We start from the raw sequence: 25,937 nt of genomic DNA on the forward strand, positions 1-25,937 counted from the left end.
GGTCAGCTCCCGGGCCGCCCGGCCACCTCGTCGGCCGGCTGCGCCCCACCACTGGTCACGGCCTCCGGGACGGCGGTGTCCGCCGCCTGCCCGGTGCCGGCCCGCTCGGCGGCGGGCGAGTAGATGTCCGGCTCCAGGTAGATCACCCGGGCGGTGGGCACCTCGCGGCGGATCCGTGCCTCGACCGCGTTGATGTCACGCGCCAGGTCCTGGGCGGTCTCCCAGGCCGGCACCGCGATCTTCGCGGCCACCATCAGCTCCTCGGGGCCGAGGTAGAGCGTCTTCATGTGGATGATCCGCTCGACCTCGGGACCGCTGGTCACAGCCTGCTCGATCTTGTCCAGCTCGCTCTGCTCGGCACCCTCGCCGAGCAGCAGGCTCTTGGTCTCGATCGCCAGCGTGATCGCGATGATCACCAGCAGCACACCGATCATCGCGGTGCCCGCGGCGTCCCACATGCCGTCTCCGGTGATCAGCGTCATGCCGACGCCGAACAACGCGAAGACCAGACCGACCAGGGCGCCGAAGTCCTCCAGCAGCACCACCGGCAGCTCCGGCGCCTTGGCGCGACGGATGAACCGGACCCAGGACTGCTTGCCCCGGACCAGGTTCGACTCCTTGATCGCGGTACGGAAGGAGAAGCCCTCCATCACGATCGCCGCGACCAGCACCACCACCGGCACCCACTGCCACTCCGTGATCGCGTGCGGGTCGGACGCCTTGTGGTACGCCTCGTAGAGCGCGAACAGGCCACCGATGCTGAACAGCACGATCGCCACGATGAAGGCGTAGATGTAGCGCTCCCGGCCGTACCCGAACGGGTGCTGCGGCGTGGCCTGCCGCTTGGCCCGCCGGCCGCCGAGCAGCAGCAGGCCCTGGTTACCCGAGTCGGCCACCGAGTGGATCGACTCGGCCAGCATCGACGACGAGCCGGTGAGGGCGAACGCGATGAACTTGGTGACGGCGATGCCGAGGTTCGCCGCCAGGGCGGCGACGATCGCCTTCGTGCCCCCGTTTGCGCTCATTCCCCGCCTCGCTCGATGCCCCGTGTGCTCACTGGTTTGCCAGCTCCTTCATCTCCGTGATTGCCGGTACCGCCATCGGGTCCAGCCCGTGCGCCAGGGCCAGGTAGATCGAGGCGAAGTCGGGGACCGCCACCAGCGACGCGAGCCGCTCCAGCGCGGAGCCGCCCTCGGCGGTCACCACGTCGCAGCGCACCCCGCGCCGCTCGGCGAGCGTCTGCACCGCGTCCGCGCGGCGCTCCTCGACCGCCAGCGGCTCGTCGGTGTCGTCGTCGGCGTTGAGCCCGCCGTCGCGCAGCAGCACCAGCCGTAGCCGGGTGCCGTCGGGCTCGTCGTCGCCCGGGTCGGCGAAGATGTCCCGCTCGCCCTCGGCCAGACCGCCGAACACGCCGTCGAGCAGGCCGACGCGGCCCCGGCCCGCCTCGCCCAGCGCACCGGCGACCACCGGGTAGCGGGCGTTCGCGGACAACGTGTCACCGAACCGCCGGGCGGCCACGGTGGCCAGCGGGGACGAACCCCACACGATCGGGATCGAACCGGACAGGCCGAGCGCCAGCGACTTCGCCGGGTTGACGAAGGACTCGGCGGTCGGCCGGCATCGATCGGCGTCGGCGTCCAGCCGGGCCGCCGTCTCGGCCAGATCCGCCTCGTTGACCTTCACGAGCCCGAGGGTACGGGCGGCCAGCAGAACCGGCACGGTGAGCGCCCAGAGGCTGGCCCGGGCCGGCGCGCGCCGGGGCACCGGGATGAACGGCGCGCGGGCCCGCTCGGCCACCGACTGGAGCTGCGAGTCGGGCGCGCCGACCGCGACCAGCCGGGCACCGCGCCGGTGCGCCGCCTCGGCCGCGCCCAGCGCCTCCGGGCTGCGGCCCGACGCGCTCACCGCGATGACCACGTCCGCCGCGCCCACCCAGCCCGGCACGCCGGCGCTGCGGTGCGGGATGACCGGCACCGGGCAGCGCGGCCCGGCGACGGTGGCCAGCACGTCACCGGTACGCCCGGCGGTGCCGATGCCGGCGATGACCACCGCGCGGGGTCGCCCGTCGTCGGCGAGCACCGACAGGTTCGCCTCGGCGGCCAGCGCCGCCGACTCGCGCACCTGGGCGCCCGCGGACGCGGTGAACCGGAGCATGCCGCCCGGATCCCGCTCGGAGAGCTGCGCCGCGTCGTCCAGCAGGGCCTCGTCGGCGTGCCGGTGGCCGCTGACCCCGGCCGTACCCTCCATCACCGCGACGACCCGCCCCGCGCGTCGTCGGCGGCGGGTCCACCGCGCGCCTCGTCCAGCAGGAGCACCGGGACGTCGTCCCGGACCTCGAAGATGCGACCGCACTCGGTGCAGGTGAGCGTCTGCGCCTGCGCGTCGTAGTCGAGCGGGGCGTGGTGCGTGTCCGGGCAGGCGAGGATGTCGAGCAACTGCGGGTCCAGGGCCACGGCGCGGCTCCTTCCACGTATGCGGTCTCACCGGTCGGCGGTGCCGATCGGCGCACGCGATCTTATCGGCCGAGCGGCCCCGGCACCGGGCCCCGTTCGGCCCCGGTGTTCCGTCCTCCGGCCGGGCAGGTGGCGGCTACCGGGTCACGGCATGACCACCCACAGTCACGGTAACCCCGGGACCGGGTCGGGTTCCGGCTCAGTCCGGCAAGCGGGGCAAGACGCTCGTCGCGTCCCCGGCAGGCGGGGCCGGCGGCGTCGGAGCGGGCGCGGGCGCGCCGTACACGTTGCCGGCCGGGCGGGGCGGCGTGGCGCCCCCGTACACCGTGGGGGCCGGCCCGGGCGTGCCGGAGCGGTAGGTGGTGGTGCTGCGCGGCAGCGGGACCGGCGGGAGGCCGGCGTCCACGCCGCCACCGCTGCGGTCGGCGCGGTTGCGGCGCAGCAGCAGGACGATGAGAGCGGCGCCGACGAGCACCAGCCCGATACCGAACCACATGATCATGGAACCTCCGAACGACGAGTCGTCGGCCGCGGCGGTGGCCGGGGCGACGGCGGCGGCCACCGGCGACGTGTCGGTCGCCTCGGCCGGCGTGGTCTCGCTCGCGCTGGGCGTCGGCGAGGGCTTACGGGACGGGCTGGGACTCGGCGTCGGCGCGCCCACCAGCCGGGCCGACCCGCCGGCGCGGCCGAGCACGTCGCCGTTCGCGGCGCTCGCCTCACCGGCCAGCTCCAGCCGGCCGCCGACAGCCCCGGCCAGGAAGGACACCCGGTAACGCACGGTGACGCCCTTGCCCTTGCACAGCGGCCGGTCGACCGGGGCCACCGCGGCGGTGGCGACGGCGCCGCCGTCCCCGGAGACCTGCACCGGCACCCATCGGCCGCCGGACGCCACCTGCACCCGGACCTGGTCCGCCCGCAGGCCCTCCAGCCGGAGCCCGACCGCGGTACGCAACTGCACGCAGCCGTCCGTGCGCTTGCGCACCTCGACCGCCACCGTCCCGGGCGGACCACCGGCGGTGAAGCTCTTCGCCGAGCGCAGTCCCACCCGGTCGTCCCGGGCCGACGCCGGTGACGCCGGGACGGCGATCAGGCCACCCAGCAGCGCGCCGACCATGGCCCACCGCGCCGCGTGCCGCCCTGCCGACATCTCCACCTCACCGTTGCGTCCGGACCGGATCCGCCGGTCAGGTTACTACCGGCCCCTCCAGGCACCCGCGCATCGAGCACGCCACATGTGTGCAGCGCCACGCGATCACCGCCCGCCCAGGTCACCGCCCGACGCGCCTGCATCGGCGAGCGCCCGCCGGCACAGCCGGTCGGCCGTACGGGTGGTCTCCGGCAGCCGGTACCGGGGCGTCAGTGCCAGTACCCGCTCCACCGCTTCGTCCAACCCCATCCGGTGCCCGACGCTCACGAAGACCGGCCGGACACCGTCCTGAGTCCGCAGCACCCGCCCGACCACCTCGCCCTCGTCACACAGGTCGGCGCTGTCACCACGCTCGGGACCGGGGCCCGTCCACGAGCCGACGAGCGGCGTCTTGCCCACCCCGATCGTGGGCAGCCCGGTCACCAGGCCCAGATGACAGGCCAGCCCGAACCGGCGCGGGTGCGCCAGCCCGTGGCCGTCACAGACCAACAGCTCCGGACGGGTGGTGAGCCGGTCCAGCGCGGCGAGCAATGCCGGCATCTCGCGGAACGCGAACAGTCCCGGCACGTACGGGAAGGCGGGACGCCCCACGCACACCGCCTCGTCCACCACGTCGAGGGTGGCCGCGTCGAGGACCGTGACGGCCGCTGCGAGCAGGTCACCGTCCTGCGCGTACGCCACGTCCAGCCCGGCCACCGTCACGGGCGCGGCAGGACCGGGCCCGATCAGGTCCACCCGGGACCGCAACTCCTCCTGTACGCGTCGCGCCTCCGCCACGTCGGCGGGCGGCAGGTAGGGCACGGGCGGGCCGCCGGTGGAGGGCATGGCGTTCCGGGCCGTTGTCAGGAGGCGATGGTGGGGTCGGCGGCCGGGTCACCGGCCTGCTGGAGCTGCTCCTCGAACATCACGAAGGTCCGCCGCCGGATCCCCTTGATCAGCGCGGCTTCCTCCGCGGTGAACGGTCGCCTCTCCGCGACGGCGGGCGCCGCGATCGCCCGGACCGTCTCGTAGAGCGCGAAGACCGGCCCCTCTCCGCTCAGGTAGCGTCCGCGCAACTGCTCGACGTGCTGCACGAAGGCATCAGCCGAGCGCACGTAGATCTCGCCGCCCACGCCACCGATCACGTCGTCGACGAGCTCGTCCGCCGGCCGCCAACCCCCCGTCGAGCGGTCCAGCTTCCAAGCGGCGTGGCCGCCATCCGGTGTGGCGACCAGCTTCACAGGCGTGTCGTAGTGCTCGAAATAAGCGGGAAGTTCGACGCCGTCGACTGTAGCCATCACTCACGCTCCTTGTGCAGCGCCGTCTGAAGAGCCTCCCAGAACAGCTCACGCTGGCGCCGAAGCACCGCCCGACGAATGGCGGACTCTGTCACCGTCACGCTACGTCCCTCCTCACGAGCGACCGCTTCGAGGTCGCGCCGCACTTCGAAGAGGGAGTGTTCCCAGGTCGCCACTATGTCGAGTGGCGCCAGTTGCAGCCGGAACTCAGCGATGTGCCCGTTGGAGGCACGAAGGAACATCTGTACGTCTCGGTATCCACTTTTCTGTGGGCTCTGGAAGCGGTCTTCGAACTTCACCAGATCCAATCGCCCGTCGTTCCTCAGACGTGCCAGTCCGCCGTAGAGTTCGTCGAGGTTGCCAAACGAGACGTAGCCGCCCGCGAGATCCTTCAGCTGTGACGCATCGCCGCCGTAGCCCTCGATCTTGTCCTCAGCCCGCCCACGGTCCTTGGGCTCACGACGCGGGTGATATTCGGCACCACCACCGCATGACTCTGCCAAATCCCGCCCCAGGGAGTTGAGCTCCGACTGTGCGACAGCGGCTTCCTCATACAACTGGTCCAAGAACTGCTTTCGATACGCGGCGTCACCGAGTCGCGTTAGATCGAAACCCGGCTGCGCGGCCTCCGCGCCATCAGTCGTAAAGGATTCGCTCACCGCCAGGTGAGCGCCTGTCAATCGAGTCGGCATCAGGGCCGGCGGTTCCGTCGATGCAACGACGTCAGCCCCCCGTTCCCGGATCTCGCCTACCACGTCCTGCAATACGTCGATGGCCTGCTGGTGGCTGGCCAGGTGGTGCAGGGTCAGCGGCCGCGCGGTCAGCGAGTTGGCGAGTTCCGGCGTCGCCAGGATCATCCGGACCAGGTCGGGCCGCTCCGCGAGTTTCCGCACCAGCGTCTCGGCCAGCAACTCCTCCCGTCGCGGCGGCGCCTCCCAGCTCTGGTCGAGCATCCGCTGCACACGCGGGTCGGCGAACAACCGGGTGAGGTCGGCGGCGGCGGTCTCGTCGAGTCCGGGTACGAGCCGCCGCAGCGTCGGCACGTCGGCGTGCTGCGCCAGCTCGACGGGCGTCACCCCGGCGGCGAAGGCGTCGTCGAGGTTCCCGCTCTGCGCGAGCGCGTCGCGCACGTAGAGCCCGGCGGCGATCCGGTCGGCGTGCGCCTGCCGGTGTTCCTCGCGTACCCGGTCGGGTTCCGGCTCGACGGGCGGCGCGCTCCCCGGCAGCGGTCCGTCGCCCCGGCGGTAGATGGTGGTGGACTCGCCGAGCAGGTGGACGTGGTTGAAGTCCGGGACGTGGCCGTCTGCGATCGGCGGCGGGGCCGGCGGCCGTGGCGGCGCCGGACGGGGTAGCGGCTCGGGCAGGACGTTGTAGGTGCCGGGCGGCCGACCGGCGAGCGGCATCGGCCGGCCGTCGGGGCCGAGCACCAGAGCGTCGACGCCGACGACGTTGCTGCGGGCCGGACGGCCGTTGTGGTGGTAGATCGGCCGGTCCGCCACGTCGCCCGTCTGCGGGTCGAGGAAGAGGATCGTGCCGTTCTGGTTCAACGCCACCCACGCGTGCGATCCGCCGCCCTCGAAGCTGGTGATGAGGAACGCGTAACTGCCGTGACCGCCCGACGCGAGCTGCGCGTACAGGTCCCGGTAACCGCCGTCCACCAACAGCTGCCGGTCCCGGCCGGTGATCCCGGGCCGATCCGGCCGGCAGAGGTTCTGGAACCGGCCGCCGGTCGTCTGCTCGACCCGCAGCGGTCCGTCCGCCTCGCCGCCCACCGGCCGGTTCACGTCGCCGTGCAGGTATCCGTCGAACGTACGCGGTGCCGCGACGCGCGGCCGTCCGTGGACCCAGGTCTCGAACAGCGACAGCGTGCAGTCGAGGCAGTTGATCCCCCGGGTGGCGTCGGCCGCCGGTCCGCCGTCGTTCGCGAGGCGGAACCAGCCACCGCGCCGGGGATCGGCGGTACGCGTCACGCTGCCGTCGGGGTTGCGGGGCATCTGCCGTTCGAGGTCGGTCTGGTGCAGCGCGAGTGGAGGCCGGAGTCCTCCCCGGCGGCCGTAGGGCCGGGACCTGTCGATCGGCTCGGGGTGTCCGTGACCGGTGAGCGCGGAGTGGTCGGCCGTCTCCACCGCGCCGACGGCCAGGTCCGCCACGTCGTCGTTGATGCGGTAGAAGTCGAGGTCGTCCTCGACCATCACCTCCTGCGGAACGAGCCTGCCGGCCAGGACGTGCCGCGCCTCCTCGCGCAGGTCGGCCGCCTCCAGGGCGGCCTCGTGCGACTCCCGGTGCCATCGTTCGGCCGCCAGGGTCCGGCCGGCGCGGCGCAGCTCCATGGCCTGCGCGGCCCAGTCGCTGGCCCGTTCCTCGTGGTACGTGGCGCGCTCATGCAGCCAGTCGGCTCGGGTCTCACGTCGACGGTCCTCGAACCAGGTCCGCTGGGACTGCAGGTGACCGCGGTAGCGGCGTCTGTCGAACGACTCCCTGTCGGCGACCAGCCGTGCGGCGCGCTCCCGGATCGTTCGCAGGTCGGGAGGCGGCGGGTCGAGCCGGCTGAGGTCGGGACCTGGGGAGTCCGCGGACGGCCGGGGCGGCGCCAAAGACTCCAGCAGGGGGAAGCGGGGGTTCGGAATCGGGCGCGGATCCGGGCCGGGCAGGCCTGGGAACGGTGCCGCATGCGGTTGCGGTGACGGCGTGGACACCGGCGCCGAAGGTCCGAGGCCGGGGCCGGCCCGGTCCGACAACGGCGGCGCCGCCACACTCGGATGGTCAGTGGTGGACGGGGAGAGCGTGGCAGGTGCCGCTCCCGCCTGCACGGGGGTCGACGGTGGCGGGGCGTTGTCGATCGGCGTCGCCACCGGAACCGCGCCGCTGTGGACTCCGGGCGCGGTCGACGGGGGCGTGGCGACGGGCGCTTCCGTGATCACCGAGGACAACGTAGGGCTCGTGGTGACCGTCGGACGTGCCACGTCGTGCGGGACGACATGATTGTGCGGCGGCGTCGTCGTGGGATCCGGCGCCGGGAGGGGCAGGTCCACGGCGAGCGGGTGCGGACCGGCGGCTTGGGGCGTGACGTGCGTGGGTGTCACGGGAACGGCACCGGCGATCGTGTCGCCGCCCTGGACGACCGGCTCGGCGACCCGCTGGGCCGGGATCAACCCGACGGGATCGGCGGCGACCGGCACGTCCAAGCCGACCGGGGACACCGTCAACCCGCTCAGCTGCCCGTCGAGGCGGCGTTGCAGCGCCGAGTCCGCCTGGTTGGTGGCGGACCCGGTGGCGCCGGAGGCTGCCGCACGTGCCAGATCCTCCAGCGACGGCCCCTGGCCGGTCGCCAGACCCGCCGCGGTCTCGGCGAGCGTCTCCCCGGCCATCTCCCGCCCGAACCGCTCGCCGATCTCCGCGAACCGCCCGTTGGCGTGCCGGCCCAGCCCGGCCATCGGCGCGACCGCGCCGCCGGCGAATCCGCCGAGAGCCGACGTGCTCACGTCGGTCAGGTCGAGGCCGTCCCGCCGGCCGGTGGAGTTCTGGTACGCCTGCGTGCCGAGGCTGGTGCCCGCCTCCTGACCGGCCTCCAGCAGTCCGCCGATCGCGGTCCGTCGAGCCAGCGTGCGGGCACCGGACCTGGCCGCCTCCTTGGCAGCGCGTTCGCCCGCCTCTTTGAGGCCCTGCTTGACCGCCTTGCGGGCGAGCTGGGCCACCAACCGCTTGAAGATCTGCTGCACCACGACCCGCGTGGCGGTGATCGCAGCGGCCGCCGCCGGTGAGGCGGCGCCCAGGGTGAGCACCGTGGCGACCGCCAGGGACAGCAACTCGACGACCAGGATGCCCAGCTCGATCCAGGCTTCCAGCTTCGCGCCCTCGATGTCGCAGCCGCAGGAGTCGACCAGACGCGCCAGCTCGTCTGTGGCCGCGACCAGGACGTGCAGCGGAGCGTCCTGGCCTTCGGCGAGCTTGTGCCACGCCGTGTCGAACGCACCGGCGACCAGGCCGACTCCCCCGTACCCGCTCTTGACCTCGCCGGCGGCGGTGATCGCGTCGTCGCGCGGACGGGTCAGGACGCCTGCTACGCCGTACCACTGGTCGGCCAGGTCCCAGACGGCGCGCTCGTCGCCCTCCGGCCATTCGACGCCGACCACCCAGTCGAGCGCCTCGTAGATCCAGCCGGGCAGGTCCCACGGGCAGAAGTCGAGCGGGTGCGGGATCGGGCTGGGCAGCATGCTCACGCGCGGGTCCTCCGGTGGTCAGCGCCGGGGCCGATGGGGGTTGTGCCCTTGCTGCGGGATCTTCCCGAGGTCACGGGCGTTGCTCAGGTCCGTCTCCACGGTAGCCGTGACCGAGCGGACGACGTCCGACCCGAGCACCTCCAGCGACCGGCCGAGAAGCTCCCACGCGCGCAGCAGCGTCTCGGCGTAGCCCTGGTAGTGCTTGTCGAACGCGGCGCCGATGTCGTCGCGGCCCCAGGGCCGCTGCGCGCTCGCGTGGGCGATCGGCTCGCCCGTCTCCCGCCGGGCCGCGCTCACCGCCCGCCCCGACAGCGCCAGGTCAGCCCCGCCGCGCCGGGCCCGGTCCGGGTCCAGCCAGATCTCTCCCCCGGCCACCTGTCACTCGCCGCGGGCCAGCACGGAGTCGGCCCGGCCGAGCAGCGCGCCGAAGTCATGGGTACGCAGGAATTCGACCGAAGGGGAGCCCGGCGGCAGGTATCCGGAGACCAGTTCGCGGGTGGCGGCGCTCGCCGCCGTGGAGGCGCGCAGCACGGTCTCGGTGATCTTCCGGCTCAACGCACGGGCGTCCCGGTCCTGGAACGCCGCCGGGCTCACCTCGACGCTGATCAGCTCGCCTCGCGCGCCGACGACGGCGGTCACCTGACCGTCGTCGGAGCGTTCGGTGACCCGCAACTCGGCCAGCTTGGTCTGGAGATCGTCCAGACCGGACCGCAAGCGCTGGTATTGGCCGTACACCTCGTCGAATCGCGCGCGTAGTGCACGGTTCGCATCCCGGTCCGCACTCTCGGCCACCGTCGCTCCCCTTCCGTCACCGTGGGTAGGGCCGACCATACCGGGTGCCACGAAATCCGTGGGGTCCGGTAATTTCAGGTGGTGATCGAGCGACAGCAGGCCGAGCAGATCGCCTCGGTGTGGGCCCGGAGGGACTCCGACCGCCTCGGTTTTCCCTGCACGCCGGAGGTCGAGGAGTTCGACCTGGGCTACGTGGTGAGTTCCGTCGTGTCCACCGAGGCCCGGGCGCTCCCCGGCGACCTGCCGACCACTGTGATCGACAAGGAGACCGGCGAGGTGTCCACGTGGCCGCGGGTGCCGGCCGCGGCGGTCGAGCGGATGTACCGGCAGCGGCGTCCGGCCGAACCGCGCCCGCCGCGTACCGTCGACCCGGCCGCCCAACTGCTGCGTGAGCTGACCCGCCTGCCCACGCCCGGCGCGGCGGCGCACCTCACGCTCGACGGCCGGCAGCACGTCGCGCAGGGCGCGAAGGGCGAGATCGAGGTACGCCACCATCCGCTGGTGCAGTCCTATCTGGACGAGCTACCGGCGGGGCATCTGGTACGCGGCGGGGAGCGGCACGCCGAGATGATCGTCGTCTCGGACGCGCTCTACGAGCACGACCACCGTCGCGCCGCCGAAGGTCTGCCGCCGCTGTCCATCGAGGACGCGCGCGACCTGCTCGGCACCAGCCGGATCGAGAGCTTCCGCGTCCGCGAACCCGGCGACCCCGCGGGCGGCCCGGCCGAGTTGCGCTGCGAGTCGTGCATCAGGTTCCTCGTGCACGTCAACGTGCTGCCCTGGCCGGAGCTGGCCCTCGCCGAGGAGTGGCAGTCCGAGCCCCAGACGCCTCCCGAGCCCGACCGGTTTCCCGCCGAGGTGGCGAACGCGCTCGTGATCGCCGGCTGGCGGCCGCACTTCGGCGACGAGGTGTCCGCCGCCACCTCGGTCCGCAAGGTCAGCGAGGTCCGGGGCGCACAGCACACCCACGCCACCTTCCCGGCCGCGCTGACGACGCTCACCGCCTTTCCCGGGCTGGTCACCGCACGCCAGGGCCCCGGTGAAGCGGTCTGGATCTCGCGCTTCGAGGTACGACCGCGGAAGGTGGCGCACACCGCCGACTCCCTCGCCGACTTCGCCGCCGTCCTGGGCGCCCGTCTCTTCCCGCTCGGCAGCGAGCGTCAGGAGAGCATCCTCGCGATCGACGAGCACGGCCGGATCTTCGCCCTCGACCAGGCCGGCGAGTGGTTCCTCGGCCCCGACATCGACGCCGCCCTCACCACCCTGCTGCTCGGCCGCGCCCCCGCCCGGGTCCGCGACGACGGCACCTGGTGAGCGGCGGGCGAGCGGTCAGAGGGCCACGCCGGTCAGCACCGTGACCCGCGGCTCGGTGTAGTCGTCCATCGCGCTGCGCAGCCCTTCCCGCCCGACCCCGGAGCCCTTCATCCCGCCGTACGGCATCTGGTCGGCCCGGTACGACGGCACGTCCCCGACGATCACGCCACCGACCTCCAGCGTGCGGGCGGCGTCGAACGCCACGTCGAGCCGGTGGGTGAAGACGCCGGCCTGGAGCCCGTACGCGGAGTCGTTGACGGCGGCGAACGCGGCCCGGTCGTTCACGACCGGGGCGACCACCAGCACCGGTCCGAACACCTCTTCGGCGCACACCTTCGCGTCGGCCGGTACGCCGCTGAGCACAGTGGGCGGGTAGTTGGCACCGTCGCGCCGCCCGCCCGTCTCGATGACCGCGCCGGCGGCGACCGCCTCGTCCACCCAGGTCTCGACGCGCTGCGCCGCCTCGACCGACACCAGCGGACCGACGTCGGTCAGCTCGGAGCGCGGGTCGCCGGTGCGCAGCGCCTGCACCGCCGCGACGAGCCGGGGCAGGAAGCCGTCGTAGAGCCATTCGTGCACGTAGACCCGCTGCACGGCGATGCACGACTGCCCGGCCTGGTAGTTGGAGAACGTGGCGATGCGGTGCGCGGCGAAGGTCAGGTCCTCGTCCGCCGCCCAGTCCTCGCAGATGACCGCCGCCGCGTTGCCGCCGAGTTCCAGAGTGACGTGCTTGTCCGGCGCGGCCCGGCGGATGGCCGCGCCGACCGGTCCGGAGCCGGTGAACGACACCACCGGTAGCCGCGGGTCGGTGACCAGTTCGGCGGCGCGCTCGTTCGGCAGCGGCAGCACCGAGAACATGCCCTCGGGCAGGTCGGTCTCGGCCAGGATCTCGCCGAGCAGCAGCGCGGTGAGAGGGGTGGCCGGTGCGGGCTTGACCACGATCGGGGTGCCGACGGCGAGCGCCGGGGCGACCTTGTGGGCGACCAGGTTGAGCGGGAAGTTGAACGGGGTGATGCCGAGCACCGGCCCGCGCGGCACGCGCCGGACCAGGGCGATCCGCCCGGTGGCGGCGGGGTCGGTGTCGAGCCGTTGCAGCTCGCCGGAGAAGCGGCGGGCCTCCTCGGCGGCCCAGCGGAACGTGGAGATCGCGCGCCCGACCTCGGCCTTCGCCCATTTGACCGGCTTGCCGTTCTCGGCGGTGATCAGCGCGGCGACCTCGTCGGCCCGCTCGGCGAGCCGGCGGGAGACGTGGTCCAGGGCGGCCGCGCGGGCGTGCGCGGGCAGGGCCGCGGCCTCCGCGGCCACCGCGGCGGCGCCCGCGACTGCGGCTTCGAGCTGGTCGGCCGTGGCGAGCGTGGTACGCCCCACCGGCTGCCCGTCGTACGGGTGGGTGACTGTCAGCTCGTCCTCGCCGTGGGCGGGGCGACCGGCGACGTAGAAGGCTCTCGGCTCCACGACCGGCAGCCTAGACCACAGACGCCCACGCGGAAACAGTTGCCCAAACCCTTGTCTGCCTCGGATTTAGTAGCCAAGATGGCAGTCAGATTGCGATAACCTCCGCTGACCCTCCCCCCGGCCACCTTCTCGGAGACTTCTGATGAGCGACCAGCAGCAGCTGCGCAACTTCGTCAACGGCGAGTACGTCGACCCGGTGGACGGCGGCTACGCCGACCTGATCGACCCGTGCACCGGCGAGGTCTTCGCCCAGGCCCCGGTCTCCGGCGCGGCGGACGTGGACGCGGCGATGAAGGCCGCCTCCGCCGCGTTCGAGACCTGGCGGGACGCCACACCGGCCGAGCGGCAGCGGACGCTGCTGAAGTTCGCCGACGCGGTGGAGTCGCGGGCCGCCGAGCTGGTCGACGCGGAGGTCCGCAACACCGGTAAGCCCCGGCAGCTCACCGCCGACGAGGAGTTGCCGCCGGCGGTGGACGAGCTGCGCTTCTTCGCCGGGGCGGCCCGCCTGCTGGAGGGGCGCTCGGCGGGCGAGTACATGGCCGGGCACACCTCCTACGTGCGGCGCGAGCCGATCGGCGTCTGCGCCCAGGTGACGCCCTGGAACTACCCGCTGATGATGGCGGTCTGGAAGATCGCCCCGGCGCTGGCGGCGGGTAACGCGGTGGTGCTGAAGCCGTCGGACACCACGCCGGTGTCGACGCTGCTGCTGGCCGAGATCGCCGCCGAGCACCTCCCGCCGGGTGTGTTCAACGTGGTCTGCGGCGACCGCGACACCGGCCGTACGCTGGTCTCCCACCCGACCCCGCAGCTCGTGTCGATCACCGGCTCGACCCGCGCGGGCATGGAGGTCGCCGCCGCGGCGGCGCCGGACCTGAAGCGGACGCACCTGGAGCTGGGCGGCAAGGCCCCGGTGGTGATCTTCGACGACGCGGACGTGGCGGCGGCGGCCGAGGCGATCGCGATGGGCGGCTACTTCAACGCCGGTCAGGACTGCACGGCGGCGACCCGCGTGCTCACCGGTCCGGGCATCCACGAGGATTTCGTGGCCGCGCTGACCGAGCAGGCCCGCAACACCCGCACCGGCGCGCCGGACGACGCGGACGTGCTCTACGGCCCGCTGAACAACGCCAACCAGCTCGCGCGGGTCAGCGGTTTCGTGGACCGGCTGCCGGACCACGCGAACGTCACCACCGGCGGCACCCGGGTCGGCGAGCGTGGCTTCTTCTACGCCCCGACAGTGGTCTCCGGCGTACGCCAAGCCGACGAGATCATCCAGGACGAGGTGTTCGGGCCGGTCATCACCGTGCAGCGCTTCTCCGACGAGGACGAGGCGGTGCGCTGGGCGAACGGCGTGGACTACGGCCTGTCCGCCTCGGTGTGGACGCGCGACCACGGCCGGGCCATGCGGATGACCCGCCGGCTGGACTTCGGGTGCGTCTGGGTGAACACGCACATCCCGTTCGTCTCGGAGATGCCGCACGGCGGCTTCAAGCACTCCGGCCACGGCAAGGACCTGTCGGTCTACAGCCTGGAGGACTACACCCGGGTCAAGCACGTCATGCACAACATCGAGGGCTGATCCGATGGCCACGAGCGAGGAGTTGCACAAGCGCCGGGTCGAGGCGGTGGCGCGGGGCGTGGGCAGCACGATTTCCGCGTACGTGGACCGGGCGGGCGGCGGCACGATCACCGACGTGGACGGCCGGGAGTGGATCGACTTCGCGGCCGGCATCGCTGTCACCAACGTGGGCAACTCCGCGCCGCGCGTGGTCGAGGCGGTACGCGCGCAGGTCGAGCGCTTCACCCACACCTGCTTCATGGTCGCGCCGTACGAGTCGTACGTGGCGGTCTGCGAGCAGCTCAACGCGCTCACGCCGGGTGGCTTCGAGAAGCGGTCGGCGCTGTTCAACTCCGGCGCCGAGGCGGTGGAGAACGCGGTGAAGATCGCCCGGCACGCGACCGGGCGGCCCGCTGTGGTGGTGTTCGACCACGCGTACCACGGCCGGACCAACCTGACCATGGCGCTGACCGCGAAGAACATGCCGTACAAGCACCGGTTCGGGCCGTTCGCCGGTGAGGTCTACCGAGTGCCGATGTCGTACCCGCTGCGCGACGGCGGGCTGGACGGCGCCACCGCGGCGGCCCGGTCGATCGAGATGATCGAGAAGCAGGTGGGCGCGGAGAACGTGGCCGCGCTGCTGATCGAGCCGATCCAGGGCGAGGGCGGTTTCGTCGTACCCGCCGAGGGGTTCCTGCCGGCGCTGCGCGAGTGGGCGACGGCGGCCGGGGTGGTGTTCGTCGCCGACGAGATCCAGACCGGTTTCTGCCGCACCGGCGACTGGTTCGCCTGCGAGCACGAGGGCGTGCAGCCGGACCTGATCACGCTGGCCAAGGGCATCGCGGGCGGGCTGCCGCTGGCGGCGGTGACCGGCCGGGCGGACCTGATGGACGCGGTGCACGTCGGCGGTCTCGGCGGCACGTACGGCGGCAACCCGATCGCCTGCGCCGCCGCGCTCGCGGCGATGGAGACGATGCGGGAGCTGGACCTGGCCGCCGCCGCGCGCCGGATCGGTGCGGTGATGGGCGAGCGGCTGGACGCGATCGCCGCCGGTGACCCGCGTGTGGCCGAGGTACGCGGCCGGGGCGCGATGCTCGCCGTGGAGATCGTGCGGCCGGGCACGCTGACCCCGGACCCGGCCGCCACGGCGGCGGTCTCGGCTGCCTGCCACGCGGCCGGGCTGCTCACCCTGACCTGCGGCACCTACGGCAACGTGTTGCGGTTCCTGCCTCCGCTGGTCATCTCCGACGACGAGCTGGGCCGGGGCCTGGACATCCTGGCGGCCGCCTTCGGCTGACCCCGGACGTGGAACACCATGGGCCCGATCTCCCCCAGGACCGGCCCATGGTGTTCCGCCCGGAGGATCAGCGGAGCAGCTCCACAGTGTTGCGCCGGACCAGGTTCTTGCCGGGTTCCCGGATCGCGTCCATCGCCGCCGTGTTCAGCAGCACGCAACTACCAGACGGCCCGGTCACCGTCACGGTCACCACCTTGTTGTTGTCCAGGTTCGTCACCCGCAGCCGGGTGCCGAGCGGGAACTGGCCGCTGGTGGCTGCGGGCGCCCCGCCCTCGGCGAAGAACGTGAGCGCGCCGGAGCAGACGCTGCCGCCGATCGGCTGCGCCGCGCCCGGCCGGGTCTCACCCGGCTGCGCACCGGGCGCCGGGGCGCCGCCGCCGTCGAGGCGTTCCACCACGTTGCGGCGGACGACGTTCTTGCCCGGCTCGCGTACCAGGTCCATGGCGGCGGCGTTCAGCAGCACGCAGCTCCCGGACGGCCCGGTCACCGTCACCGTGGCCACCTTGCGGTTGTCCAGGTTCGTCACCCGCAGCCGGGTGCCCACCGGGAACCTGTCGCTCGTCGCGGCCGGCGGCCCGCCCTCGGCCGAGAAGGTCACCGACCCGGCGCAGACCGATCGCGCGGCCGGCGCGGTGTCCGCGAAACCGAGTCCGGTGCCCACCGAGACCGCCACAGTGGCGGTCACCGCCACAGTCGCCGCCAGCACGTGCTTGCGCTGCACCCTCACGTTCTCTCCCGTCGTCGCTGTCGTTCGACGCGTGGTACGGACGGGAGGGCCGGACCGTTCACCCGGATGCGTGGGCTACAGCGGACCGTAGCGGGTGTGTGGCGCTCCGGTCATCAACGCCCAGTACCTGTCGCCGTACGACCAGTGCCACCACTCCGTCGGGTAGTTCACCAGCCCCGCGCCGCTCAGCGCCGCCACCAGCACGTTCCGGTTGCGCCACGCGCTGACCGGGATGTGCCGGGCCGCGGTGAAGCAGGCGTCGGCGCTCTCCTCCGGGGTGGCGTCGAGCGCTGTGCCCATGTCCAATTCCACCCCGCCGGCGTCACACAGCGTGAGGTCGACTGCTCCGCCGGTGCTGTGCGGGGCCACCTCGACCGGCGAGACGAACTTGGTGGTCTCCCGGTGCAACCGGTCCGCCGGCCAGTCCGGGTGGCGCCGCCGCAACTCGTCCCGGTAGCCGGTGAAGATGTCGAGCTGCGCCCGGTACGGCCGGTACCCCTCGACCACGAGCAGGCGCAGCCCGGCCGGCAGCGCGCGCTGCGCGGCCAGCAACCGGTCCGCGACCCCGAGCCGCACCCGGGCGTACGCCCCGGCGGGGTCGGCGGCCCGCCCGTCCACCCGCAGCCCGGGCACCTCGCGCAGGTCCACCAGGGGTTCGCCGTCGTCCCGGCTGGACACCGCGGCGACCCGGGGGTCGGAGAGCAGGATCACGGCGTACCCCCGGGTTGTTCGCGCGACGGCCGGGCCGCGTGCCGGGTGAAGGCGAGCGCGACGAGCCGGTCCACCACCTCGGGGTACGCGACGCCGGACTCGGCCCACACCTTCGGGTACATCGAGTGGGCGGTGAAGCCCGGCAGCGTGTTCAGCTCGTTGACGAACAGGTCGCCGGTGGTCTCGTCGTAGAGGAAGTCGACACGGGCCAGGCCCCAGCCGCCGATCGCGGTGAACGCCCGCACCGACAGCTCGCGGATCCGCTCGGTGACCTCGTCCGGCAGCGGCGCCGGGACGATCATCGGGTCGGCGTCGCCGAAGTACTTCTGCCGGTAGTCGAACCAGCCGCCCGCGACCCGGACCTCGCCGACCGCCGACGCCTCCGGCTGCCAGCCGCCGAGCACGCCGCACTCCAGTTCCCGGCCGGTCACGCCCTGCTCGACGAGCACCACGTGGTCGTGCCGGAACGCCTCCTCCACGGCGGCGATCGGGTCGTCGCCGTCGGCCACCCGGGAGATGCCGATCGAGGAGCCCATCCGGGCCGGCTTGACGAACAGCGGCCCGCGCAGCGCGACCACCAGCTTCTCCGGGTCGGACGCGGCCCGCCAGGTCGGTTCGTCGAACCAGACGTACGGCGTGGTCGGCACGTCCTCGGCCCGCAGCGCCCGCTTCATCGCCACCTTGTCCATGCCGACTGCGGAGGCGAGGATGCCGCACCCGACGTACGGCACGCCCAGTGACTCCAGCAGCCCCTGCACCACGCCGTCCTCGCCGTACAGCACCGGGAACACCACGTCCAGTTCGGCGTGCACAGTCGCGGGGGCGTCGGCCGCGCCGACCGCGACGGTGCCGGCTGTGGTTCCGCGTCGCAGCTCGACCGCCGGGCCGGTGACCGGCAGCCGGTCGTCGATCGCCCGGCCGGCGGCCACTGTTCCGAGGTGCTGCGCGAGCACCGGTTCGGGCAGCAGCCTGATCCCGCCGGTACGGGTGATGCCGAGCGCCACCACCCGGTGCCCCTGCCCGGCCAGGGCCCGGGCCACGCCGAGCGCCGAGGCGCAGGAGACCTCGTGTTCCGCCGACGGGCCTCCGAACAGGACACCGATCCGCACTGTCTCTCTCATGCCGCCACTCCCACAGTCATCCGGTCGCCCGCCAGCCGGGCCACCAGGTCCGCTTCCACGTTTCCGCCGGTCAGCACCACGCCGACAGTCATCTGCCGCCTGCCTTCGGGCGGCCACGGCGCCCCGCCCCCGGGGCGGGCGACGCCGCCCGCGCCGGCCGCCTCGCCGAGGCGCAAGGCGCCGGCCAGGGCGGCCGCGCCGGACGGCTCGACGAGCACCTTCAGGTCCAGCAGGAGCAGCCGGAACGCCTCGACGATCGCGTCGTCGTCGACCCGGACCACCCCCCGCACCGCGGTCCGGGCCACCGCGAACGGCAGGTCGCCGACGCACCCGGGACGTAGCCCGTCGGCCAGGCTCGGCGCCGGGGCGACGGGTGTGGGCCGTCCGGCGGCCAGGCTGCGCGCGAGCGAGTCGCACCCGACCGGCTCCACGCCGTACACCTGGATCGGCGTTCCGGCCGCGGCCAGGCAGGCCCCGGCGATGCCGCCGCCCCCGCCCACCGGCACCACGAGCGCGTCCAGCGGAGTGCCGCGCCGCGCCGCCTCCTCGATCAGTTCCAGGCTCGCGCTGCCCTGCCCGGCCACCACGTCCGGGTGGTCGTACGCGTCGACGAGCGGGTGGCCCTCCACCTCGGCGATCCGCCGGGCGACGGCCAGACGCTCCTCCACAGTGGTGCCGGCCCGCACCACCCGCGCCCCGGCCGCCCGTGCCCGGTCCACCTTGACCGGCGCGGCGTCCACCGGCAGCACGACAGTGGCGGCGACACCGTGCCGGCGGGCGGCGAGCGCAACCGCTACCGCGTGGTTGCCGGTGCTCTGCGCGACCACACCGGTGTGCCCGGCGGCGGCGAGCCGGCCCACCGCCAGCATCGCGCCGCGCATCTTGTACGAGCCGCCGTCCTGGAGGTTCTCCGCCTTGAGCAGGACGCGGGTGCCGGCCAGGCGGTCGATCGCCGGGCTGTGCAGTACGGGAGTACGGACCACCCGGCCGGACAGGGCGCGCGCGGCCTCCTCGACATGTGTTCGGTCCGGCAGCGCCGGCACGTCGATTCGGGACATGGTCTCTCCTTCGGGATTCGAGTGGGCGCGGCGGCGCGGCAGGTCGAACAGCCAGTGCGCGCCGAGCGCGGTGAGGCCGCGGTGCGCGGCGAGGCTCAGCGCCAGCACGAGCGCGGTGAGCAGGACCGGGTAGACGGTCACGAGCAGCGCCCGGGCGGGACCGGCCAGCCCGGCCACCGGCGCGGCGAGCAGCCGGTCCAGCAGCGCCAGCACCGGCATGTGGATCACGTAGACACCAAGCGTGCGGCGGCCCAGCCGGGCCAGTGTCGGACCGGCCACGCGGTGCCGGGCCAGCCGGGCGGCGGCGGTCAGCCCGAACGCCACAGCGAGCACGGAGACGAGCAGGTACACGCCGGGCCACCTCTGCGCACCGGCGAACGCCATGACGGCCAGCCCGACCGCGTACGCGGCGCCGGTGCCGGCGAGCCGCCGGGTGCTCGCGCCGTCCGCCCACCGCGTGAGGTACGGCCGCAGGTGCACGCCGGCCAGGAAGAACACCAGGTTCTGGTAGACCTGCCCCCGGTTCCCGGGACTGTCCAGCAGCCCGGTGGCGGCCACCGCGGACAGCGCGCCCGCGGCGGTCAGCAGCACCGCCGGGTGCACCCGGCGCAGCGCCTTCGCGATCACGAAGTAGAGCGCCAGCGCGTACAGGTACCACAAATTCGAGGGCGTCACGGTGAGCTGGGCCAGCAGCTCACCGCTGTCGGTGGCCCGGTCGGTCGGGAAGTCCGGTGCCGACGCCAGCAGCGCGGTGTGGATGAGCAGCCAGATCGCGTAGAGGTAGAGGTTCCGCGCGATCCGGGGCCGCCCGGCCACCCGCCACGGGCGGGCCACCGCGTTCGCCGCGAAGATGCCGGAGAGCGCGAAGAACAACGGCATCCGCAGCGGCAGCAACTGCTCGCCGAGCAGCCCCCACGCACCCGGCACCGGCAGGCCGACCCGCCAGTCGACGCGCAGGTAGTCCTTGACGACGACGTGCCACAGCACCACGAGCACGATGCAGGCGCCCTTCGCCACGTCGGCCCAGAGCACCCGGCCGTCGGGCGGCACGTTCCCCTCGGTACGGGTCGGCACTGCGGTCTCCTCTCCGGCCGTCTGCGGGTGGAAGGCGGCTCCGCCGGTCCCGTCCTCGGGCAGGTGTCATCGCGGGACGCCGCGACGGCGGCTCCCGGAGTCGTGTGTGGGGTGGTCAGCCCACGGGGGGCAGGTGGACGTCGACCCGCAGGCCGCCGTCCGGCCCCGGACGCGCGGCGATGATGCCGCCGTGCGCCTGGGTGATGGAGCGGGCGATGGCCAGGCCGAGCCCGGCGCCGCCGCCCTGGTTGGTCCGGTCCCGGGCGAGACGCCGGAACGGTTCGAACAGCCCGTCGACCGCCTCGGCGGGGACGCTCTGCCCGCTGTTCATGACGGTCAGCGCGGGGTCACCGCCGACCGTGACGACGAGCCGGCCGCCCTCGCGGTTGTACTTGACGCCGTTCTCCACCAGGTTCGTGACCAGGCGTTCCAGCAGTACCCGCTCGCCGGTCACGATCCGGGGCGACAGCTGGGCCTCCACCGTCACGCCGGCCTCGGCGGCCCGGTCGGCGTACGCGGCCAGTACGCCGCTGACGATCTGTTCGAGGCGTTGCGGGGTGGAGGACCGCAGGCCCTGGTCGCTCTCGCTGAGCGCGAGCAGCCCTTCGATCAGCCGCTCGTTGCGTTCGTTCGTGGCGAGCAGTTGGGCGGTCAGCAGTTCCAGTTGCTCGCCGGTGAGCGACTGGGCCATGCCGACCTCGATCAGGGTGCGTTGCACCGCGAGCGGCGTACGCAGTTCGTGCGAGGCGTTCGCGGCGAACCGCCGCTGTCCCTCGTATCCGGCGGTGACCCGGTCCAGCATGTCGTCGATCGCGCGGCCGAGCCCGGCCAGCTCGTCCCGGCCGCCGCGCCGGATCCGGTAGCCGAGGTTCTGCGGCCCCAGGTTCGCGATCGGGGCGGCCAGGTCGTGCACCGGGCGCAGGCACCAGCGGGCAGCGCCCCACACCGCGAACCCGATGGCCACCAGCACCAGCAGTTCGATCAGCATGGGCAGCAGCGGGACGAACGGGCGGCCCGGCTCGCACACCGCGCCGATCGTGGCGAGGCCGCAGAACCGCTCGGCCTGCCCCCACACCATTTCGAGCAGCGACTTGACCAGGTTGGGCAGCATGAACCCGGCGAGCAGGGCGAGCACCCCGACCAGCAGGATGCGGCGGCGGGGGCTCACTCCGGCTCGCCGATCCGGTAGCCGGCCTTCGGCACCGTGTGGATGACGGACGGCTGGCCGAGCTTCTTGCGCAGGGTCATCACCGTCACCCGGACCGCGTTGGTGAACGGGTCGGCGAACTCGTCCCACGCCTGTTCCAGCAGCTCCTCGGCGCTCACCACCCGGCCACCGGCCCGCATCAGCACGTGCAGGACGGCGAACTCCTTCGGGCTCAGCCCGAGCGGGCTGCCGTCCCGGGTCGCGGAGTGCCGGGCCACGTCGAGCACCACACCGTGCTGCTCCAGCACCGGCGGGAGGGCCGGGGTGGACCGGCGGCCCAGCGCCTGCACCCGCGCCACCAGTTCGGCGAACGCGAACGGCTTGGTCAGGTAGTCGTCGGCGCCGAGCCCGAGGCCGGCGACCCGGTCCCGGATGCCGGCGGCGGCGGTGAGCAGCAGCACGCGGGTGCCGGCGTCCGACCCGGCCAGGCTCCGGCACACGTCGTCGCCGGTGGCGCCGGGCATGTCCCGGTCCAGCACCGCCACGTCGTACCGGTTGACCCCGATCCGTTCCAGCGCGCCGTCCCCGTCGTAGCAGACGTCGACAGCCATGGAGAACCGTCGCAACCCCTCGGCGACCGTGTCCGCCAAGAGCCGCTCGTCGTCCGCCACCAGCACCCGCACCGTTGCGCTCCCCCGTGTCTTCCCTCGTCGTCCGGCACACCCTCGCAGGCCGGAGTTAAGGGTTCCGTAAGCGTCCGCAGCAGCCATCCTCCACGCGGGCCACGCTGCGACAACCGGCGTGGGGCCGTCTGGGCCGTTCGTCCGGTACGCGGGCGGCGCGAGCACCGCTCAAGTGACCCGGATCACGCATTGGCGCTCCGGGGTGAGGTGGGTCACGATGGGTGGAAGGAGGCGCTGGTGGCTGACCCGTGGCTCGCCCTGGAGTTCGGCGCGGATCCGGTGGAGCGGATCGCGCAGATCGGTGCCGCCCACGAGGCGTTCCTCGCCGCCGGCACCACCTCCGGCCGGGTCCGGGAGGTGGTGGCCCGATCCTGGGAGCGGTCCGCGCTGCTCGACCCGGAGACCACCGCGCCGGTCGACCTCGCCGACGACGCGCTGGAGACGTACCGCGCCGCGCACCCGCTGGCCCGGGTGATGCCGCTGTTCCGCGACCTGCTCGGCGGCATCGCGCAGGACGGCGCGCACCTGATGGCGGTCTGCGACGCCGCCGGGCGGCTGCTCTGGGTGGAGGGCCATCCCGGGGTGCTGCGGCACGCCGAGCGGATGAACTTCGTACCCGGCGCCCGCTGGGACGAGGCCCACGCCGGCACGAACGCCCCCGGCACCGCCCTCGCCGTCGACCACGGCGTGCAGATCTTCGCCACCGAGCACTTCGTCCGGCCCGTGCAGCGCTGGACCTGCGCCGCCGCGCCGATCCACGACCCGGCCAGCGGCGCGCTGCTCGGCGCCGTCGACATCACCGGCGGGGACCACCTGGCCAACCCGCAGAGCCTCGCCCTGGTCCGGGCCACCGCCCGGGCCGCCGAGGCGTTCCTGGCCGGTGCCGCGCCCGCCGCGCCGGACGTGGCGTACGTGTCGGCGCTCGGACGTGACGAAGCGGAGTTGCGCGTCGGCGGCCGGCGCATCCGGCTCGGCCGGCGGCACAGCGAGCTGCTGGTGCTGCTGGTCGACCATCCCGAGGGGCGCACCGGGGAGCAGCTCGGCCTCGACCTGTACGGCGACGACAGGCGGCACCCGGTCACACTGCGCGCCGAACTGTCCCGGCTGCGCCGCGTGCTCGGCGAGGAACTGCTCGACTCCCGCCCGTACCGGCTGCGGCCGGCCGTGCGCGCCGACTTCCGTACCGTCACCGAACTGCTGGAACGTGGCGATCCGGCGGCGGCGCTGCGCGCGTACCCCGGGCCCCTGCTGCCCCTGTCGGACGCGCCGGGAGTCGCGCGACTGCGCCGCCTGGTCGACGGCCAGTTGCGCGCCGCCGTGCTGGCCGGCGCCGACCCGGGGCTGCTCGCGGCCTGGACCGCGACGGCGGCCGGGTCCGACGACCTGGCCGCCTGGCAGGCCCTGGCCCGGGCGTTGCCGCCGGGCGCGCCCCGCCGGCCGCTCGCTGTCGCGCGGGCCCGCCAGCTCGCCGAGGAGTACGCGCTGCCGCGCGCAACGTTCCTGCAACGTCCCGGAAACTAGCCTGCCCGCCATCCACCCCAGACGGACGGCGGAGGTACCCATGACGCGCTACGACGCCCCCACCCACTGGCAGTCCCGCTACGACCACTACATCGGCGGCGAGTACGTGAAGCCGCACGGTGGGAAGTACTTCGAGAACCCGACCCCGGTGACCGGGCAGACCTTCTGCGAGGTGGCCCGGGGCACCGCCGAGGACGTGGAGAAGGCGCTCGACGCGGCGCACGGCGCGGCCGACGCGTGGGGCCGCACGTCGGTCGCCGAACGCTCGCTGATCCTCAACCGGATCGCCGACCGCATGCAGGACAACCTGGAGTCCCTCGCGATCGCCGAGACGTGGGAGAACGGCAAGCCCGTACGCGAGACGCTCGCCGCCGACATCCCGCTCGCGATCGACCACTTCCGCTACTTCGCCGGCGCGATCCGGGCGCAGGAGGGCTCGCTCGGCGAACTCGACGACGACACGGTCGCCTACCACTTCCACGAGCCGCTCGGCGTGGTCGGGCAGATCATCCCGTGGAACTTCCCGATCCTCATGGCGGTGTGGAAGCTCGCCCCGGCGCTGGCCGCCGGCAACGCGGTGGTGCTCAAGCCGGCCGAGCAGACACCCGCCTCGATCCACTACCTGCTCTCGCTGATCGGCGACCTGCTGCCGCCGGGCGTGGTGAACGTGGTGAACGGCTTCGGCGTCGAGGCGGGCAAGCCGCTGGCGTCCTCGCCGCGGGTGGCGAAGGTGGCGTTCACCGGCGAGACCACCACCGGGCGGCTGATCATGCAGTACGCCAGCGAGAACATCAGGCCGGTCACGCTGGAGCTGGGCGGCAAGAGCCCGAACATCTTCTTCGACGACGTCAGCGCCGCCTCCGACGACTTCCTGGACAAGGCGCTCGAAGGCTTCACCATGTTCGCCCTGAACCAGGGCGAGGTGTGCACCTGCCCGTCGCGGGCGCTCATCCAGCAGGGCCACTACGCCGACTTCCTGGCCGCCGCCGTGGACCGGACCCGGCAGATCACGCAGGGGCACCCGCTGGACACCGACACGATGGTCGGCGCGCAGGCGTCCAACGACCAGCTGGAGAAGATTCTGTCCTACCTGGACATCGGGCGGCAGGAGGGCGCTCGTGTCCTCACCGGCGGTGAGCGGGCCGACCTCGGCGGCGAGTTGTCCGGCGGCTACTACGTCCAGCCGACCATCTTCGAGGGCGACAACTCGATGCGGATCTTCCAGGAGGAGATCTTCGGCCCGGTCGTGTCGGTGACCTCCTTCGCCGACCTGGACGACGCCGTGAAGATCGCCAACGACACGCTGTACGGGCTCGGCGCGGGCGTGTGGACCCGGGACCTGAACACCGCGTACCGGGCCGGACGGGCGATCCAGGCCGGCCGGGTGTGGACGAACTGCTACCACGCGTACCCGGCGCACGCGGCGTTCGGCGGCTACAAGCAGTCCGGCATCGGCCGGGAGAACCACAAGATGATGCTGGAGCACTACCAGCAGACCAAGAACCTGCTGGTCAGCTACTCGCCGAAGAAGCTGGGCTTCTTCTGATGGGCGACACCGTGACCCTGACCCCCGCGGCGGCCGACCTGATCCGGTCGCTGCGGGGGCAGCACGGCCCGCTGATGTTCCACCAGTCCGGCGGCTGCTGCGACGGCAGCGCCCCGATGTGCTACCCGGCCGGTGAGTTCCGCACCGGCGGCTCGGACGTGCTGCTCGCCTCGCTGGCTGTCGACGGGGTGCCCGAGCCGGTGGAGTTCTGGATGTCGAAGGCCCAGTGGGAGCTGTGGCAGCACACCCGGCTCACCGTCGACGTGGTGCCCGGCCGGGGCAGCGGGTTCTCCCTGGAGGCGCCGGAGGGCGTCCGCTTCCTCATCCGGTCCCACCTGAACCGCTGATCTGTCCGAGATCTTGCAGCTCGCGGGCATCGCGGCGGTGGGATGCTGACGCCGTCCACTTCGGAGTACGCGTCCCACCACCGCCCGACAGGAGACCGCGCATGAACCCGGTCCGACAGCCAGTGCTCGCCGCCGGCCTCACCGCCCTGGCCACCGCCGCCACGCTCGGGCTCGCGCCGGGCGCCGCCGTCGCCGCCCCGGCCGCCTCCCCCAGCATCTCCGTCAACTGGTTCGGCGCCGCCGACGTGCGGGCGCACACCGCCACCGTCGGCGGCCGGTTCGACTGCGGGGCCGAGCGCGGCCTCGCGTACATCGAGGTGCACCTCGACCAGCGGGTACGGCGCGGGTCGGTCACCGGCTTCGGGTTCGGCGTGATCGGCGCGTGCACCGACGACCGCACCGCCGGCACCTGGACCGCGACCATCCCCGCCGACCAGGGCAGATTCCGCCCCGGCCCCGCCACCACCATCGCCCGCCTGGTGATCGAGC

General features: G+C 73.3%; 23 protein-coding genes. 7 read left to right on the forward strand and 16 right to left on the reverse strand.

Going from position 1 to position 25,937, the window contains the following annotated elements:
* Positions 1–2 precede the first annotated feature (2 nt).
* The 9 genes from ABD52_RS15675 to ABD52_RS15715 form a co-directional block, all read right to left on the reverse strand.
* Positions 3–1,025: a cation diffusion facilitator family transporter gene (locus ABD52_RS15675; RefSeq protein WP_030271146.1), complete on the reverse strand. Its 1,023-nt coding sequence runs from the start codon at positions 1,023–1,025 to the stop codon at positions 3–5.
* Positions 1,026–1,053: 28 nt separating this feature from the next.
* Positions 1,054–2,250, reverse strand: coding sequence for an SIS domain-containing protein (locus tag ABD52_RS15680; protein ID WP_030271147.1), 1,197 nt, complete (start codon positions 2,248–2,250; stop codon positions 1,054–1,056).
* Positions 2,247–2,453, reverse strand: coding sequence for a Trm112 family protein (locus ABD52_RS15685; RefSeq protein ID WP_013284195.1), 207 nt, complete (start codon positions 2,451–2,453; stop codon positions 2,247–2,249). The genes ABD52_RS15680 and ABD52_RS15685 overlap by 4 nt, the downstream gene beginning before the upstream one ends.
* A gap of 199 nt (positions 2,454–2,652) precedes the next feature.
* The gene (locus tag ABD52_RS15690) at positions 2,653–3,600 is read right to left on the reverse strand and encodes a hypothetical protein (protein WP_047892328.1); all 948 of its coding nucleotides are present in this window, start codon (positions 3,598–3,600) and stop codon (positions 2,653–2,655) included.
* 105 nt (positions 3,601–3,705) lie between these two features.
* Positions 3,706–4,425: a deoxyribonuclease V gene (nfi, locus tag ABD52_RS15695; protein ID WP_047892317.1), complete on the reverse strand. Its 720-nt coding sequence runs from the start codon at positions 4,423–4,425 to the stop codon at positions 3,706–3,708.
* Between the two features lie 17 nt (positions 4,426–4,442).
* Positions 4,443–4,877 carry a hypothetical protein gene (locus tag ABD52_RS15700; protein ID WP_013474106.1) on the reverse strand — a complete coding sequence of 145 codons (435 nt, stop codon included), beginning with the start codon at positions 4,875–4,877 and terminating at the stop codon, positions 4,443–4,445.
* Complete coding sequence (locus ABD52_RS15705) at positions 4,877–9,091, reverse strand: toxin glutamine deamidase domain-containing protein (RefSeq protein WP_235437476.1); 4,215 nt, start codon at positions 9,089–9,091, stop codon at positions 4,877–4,879. The genes ABD52_RS15700 and ABD52_RS15705 overlap by 1 nt, the downstream gene beginning before the upstream one ends.
* A 24-nt stretch (positions 9,092–9,115) precedes the next feature.
* Positions 9,116–9,472 carry a hypothetical protein gene (locus ABD52_RS15710; RefSeq protein ID WP_013474104.1) on the reverse strand — a complete coding sequence of 119 codons (357 nt, stop codon included), beginning with the start codon at positions 9,470–9,472 and terminating at the stop codon, positions 9,116–9,118.
* A 3-nt stretch (positions 9,473–9,475) separates the two neighbouring features.
* Positions 9,476–9,889 carry a YbaB/EbfC family nucleoid-associated protein gene (locus ABD52_RS15715; RefSeq protein WP_013284189.1) on the reverse strand — a complete coding sequence of 138 codons (414 nt, stop codon included), beginning with the start codon at positions 9,887–9,889 and terminating at the stop codon, positions 9,476–9,478.
* 81 nt (positions 9,890–9,970) lie between these two features.
* On the opposite strand from ABD52_RS15715, the gene ABD52_RS15720 reads away from it, so the two are divergent.
* Positions 9,971–11,203 (forward strand): SUKH-3 domain-containing protein, encoded by a 1,233-nt coding sequence (locus ABD52_RS15720; RefSeq protein ID WP_235437475.1) that lies wholly within the window; start codon positions 9,971–9,973, stop codon positions 11,201–11,203.
* A 15-nt stretch (positions 11,204–11,218) separates the two neighbouring features.
* On the opposite strand, the gene ABD52_RS15725 is transcribed toward ABD52_RS15720, so the two are convergent.
* Complete coding sequence (locus tag ABD52_RS15725) at positions 11,219–12,658, reverse strand: aldehyde dehydrogenase family protein (RefSeq protein WP_047892320.1); 1,440 nt, start codon at positions 12,656–12,658, stop codon at positions 11,219–11,221.
* Between the two features lie 142 nt (positions 12,659–12,800).
* Here ABD52_RS15725 and ABD52_RS15730 point away from each other — a divergent pair, with 142 nt between their 5' ends.
* Both ABD52_RS15730 and gabT read left to right on the forward strand, forming a co-directional pair.
* The gene (locus ABD52_RS15730; RefSeq protein WP_047892321.1) at positions 12,801–14,237 is read left to right on the forward strand and encodes a gamma-aminobutyraldehyde dehydrogenase; all 1,437 of its coding nucleotides are present in this window, start codon (positions 12,801–12,803) and stop codon (positions 14,235–14,237) included.
* 4 nt (positions 14,238–14,241) lie between these two features.
* Positions 14,242–15,513 carry a 4-aminobutyrate--2-oxoglutarate transaminase gene (gene gabT / locus ABD52_RS15735; protein ID WP_047892322.1) on the forward strand — a complete coding sequence of 424 codons (1,272 nt, stop codon included), beginning with the start codon at positions 14,242–14,244 and terminating at the stop codon, positions 15,511–15,513.
* A 67-nt stretch (positions 15,514–15,580) separates the two neighbouring features.
* Here the strand turns inward: gabT and ABD52_RS15740 are convergent, their stop codons facing one another.
* The 6 genes from ABD52_RS15740 to ABD52_RS15765 all read right to left on the reverse strand — a co-directional run bounded on the left by ABD52_RS15740 (position 15,581) and on the right by ABD52_RS15765 (position 22,034).
* Positions 15,581–16,240, reverse strand: coding sequence for a hypothetical protein (locus ABD52_RS15740; RefSeq protein WP_030271161.1), 660 nt, complete (start codon positions 16,238–16,240; stop codon positions 15,581–15,583).
* Positions 16,241–16,315: 75 nt separating this feature from the next.
* Positions 16,316–16,951: a M15 family metallopeptidase gene (locus ABD52_RS15745; protein ID WP_013474098.1), complete on the reverse strand. Its 636-nt coding sequence runs from the start codon at positions 16,949–16,951 to the stop codon at positions 16,316–16,318.
* Positions 16,948–18,072 carry a D-alanine--D-alanine ligase family protein gene (locus tag ABD52_RS15750; protein WP_047892323.1) on the reverse strand — a complete coding sequence of 375 codons (1,125 nt, stop codon included), beginning with the start codon at positions 18,070–18,072 and terminating at the stop codon, positions 16,948–16,950. Before ABD52_RS15750 ends, ABD52_RS15745 begins: the two co-directional genes overlap by 4 nt.
* Positions 18,069–20,204 (reverse strand): pyridoxal-phosphate dependent enzyme, encoded by a 2,136-nt coding sequence (locus tag ABD52_RS15755; protein ID WP_047892324.1) that lies wholly within the window; start codon positions 20,202–20,204, stop codon positions 18,069–18,071. Before ABD52_RS15755 ends, ABD52_RS15750 begins: the two co-directional genes overlap by 4 nt.
* Positions 20,205–20,319: 115 nt before the next feature.
* Positions 20,320–21,372, reverse strand: coding sequence for a HAMP domain-containing sensor histidine kinase (locus ABD52_RS15760; protein ID WP_030271169.1), 1,053 nt, complete (start codon positions 21,370–21,372; stop codon positions 20,320–20,322).
* Positions 21,369–22,034 carry a response regulator transcription factor gene (locus ABD52_RS15765; protein WP_030271171.1) on the reverse strand — a complete coding sequence of 222 codons (666 nt, stop codon included), beginning with the start codon at positions 22,032–22,034 and terminating at the stop codon, positions 21,369–21,371. Before ABD52_RS15765 ends, ABD52_RS15760 begins: the two co-directional genes overlap by 4 nt.
* Positions 22,035–22,271: 237 nt before the next feature.
* Between ABD52_RS15765 and ABD52_RS15770 the strand changes: the two genes are divergently transcribed.
* The 4 genes from ABD52_RS15770 to ABD52_RS15785 all read left to right on the forward strand — a co-directional run.
* A complete protein-coding gene (locus ABD52_RS15770) occupies positions 22,272–23,555 on the forward strand; it encodes a hypothetical protein (RefSeq protein WP_013284179.1) in 1,284 nt (427 codons plus the stop codon).
* 40 nt (positions 23,556–23,595) lie between these two features.
* Complete coding sequence (gene adh / locus ABD52_RS15775; RefSeq protein WP_047892325.1) at positions 23,596–25,101, forward strand: aldehyde dehydrogenase; 1,506 nt, start codon at positions 23,596–23,598, stop codon at positions 25,099–25,101.
* Positions 25,101–25,448: a DUF779 domain-containing protein gene (locus ABD52_RS15780; RefSeq protein ID WP_013474092.1), complete on the forward strand. Its 348-nt coding sequence runs from the start codon at positions 25,101–25,103 to the stop codon at positions 25,446–25,448. The genes adh and ABD52_RS15780 overlap by 1 nt, the downstream gene beginning before the upstream one ends.
* Before the next feature lie 101 nt (positions 25,449–25,549).
* Positions 25,550–25,937: hypothetical protein (locus ABD52_RS15785; RefSeq protein WP_047892326.1), on the forward strand; the 388-nt coding region annotated here is incomplete at its 3' end.

The sequence above is a fragment of the Micromonospora sp. RV43 genome, from assembly GCF_001029515.1.
In the GTDB taxonomy this organism is placed as follows: domain Bacteria; phylum Actinomycetota; class Actinomycetes; order Mycobacteriales; family Micromonosporaceae; genus Micromonospora; species Micromonospora aurantiaca.

Coding starts and splice junctions, on each gene's coding strand:
- ABD52_RS15675 (WP_030271146.1), bottom strand. CDS start 1,025: ATGAGCGCAAACGGGGGCACGAAGGCGATCGTCGCCGCCCTGGCGGCG.
- ABD52_RS15690 (WP_047892328.1), bottom strand. CDS start 3,600: ATGTCGGCAGGGCGGCACGCGGCGCGGTGGGCCATGGTCGGCGCGCTG.
- nfi (WP_047892317.1), bottom strand. CDS start 4,425: ATGCCCTCCACCGGCGGCCCGCCCGTGCCCTACCTGCCGCCCGCCGAC.
- ABD52_RS15700 (WP_013474106.1), bottom strand. CDS start 4,877: ATGGCTACAGTCGACGGCGTCGAACTTCCCGCTTATTTCGAGCACTAC.
- ABD52_RS15705 (WP_235437476.1), bottom strand. CDS start 9,091: ATGCTGCCCAGCCCGATCCCGCACCCGCTCGACTTCTGCCCGTGGGAC.
- ABD52_RS15730 (WP_047892321.1), top strand. CDS start 12,801: ATGAGCGACCAGCAGCAGCTGCGCAACTTCGTCAACGGCGAGTACGTC.
- gabT (WP_047892322.1), top strand. CDS start 14,242: ATGGCCACGAGCGAGGAGTTGCACAAGCGCCGGGTCGAGGCGGTGGCG.
- ABD52_RS15750 (WP_047892323.1), bottom strand. CDS start 18,072: ATGAGAGAGACAGTGCGGATCGGTGTCCTGTTCGGAGGCCCGTCGGCG.
- adh (WP_047892325.1), top strand. CDS start 23,596: ATGACGCGCTACGACGCCCCCACCCACTGGCAGTCCCGCTACGACCAC.
- ABD52_RS15780 (WP_013474092.1), top strand. CDS start 25,101: ATGGGCGACACCGTGACCCTGACCCCCGCGGCGGCCGACCTGATCCGG.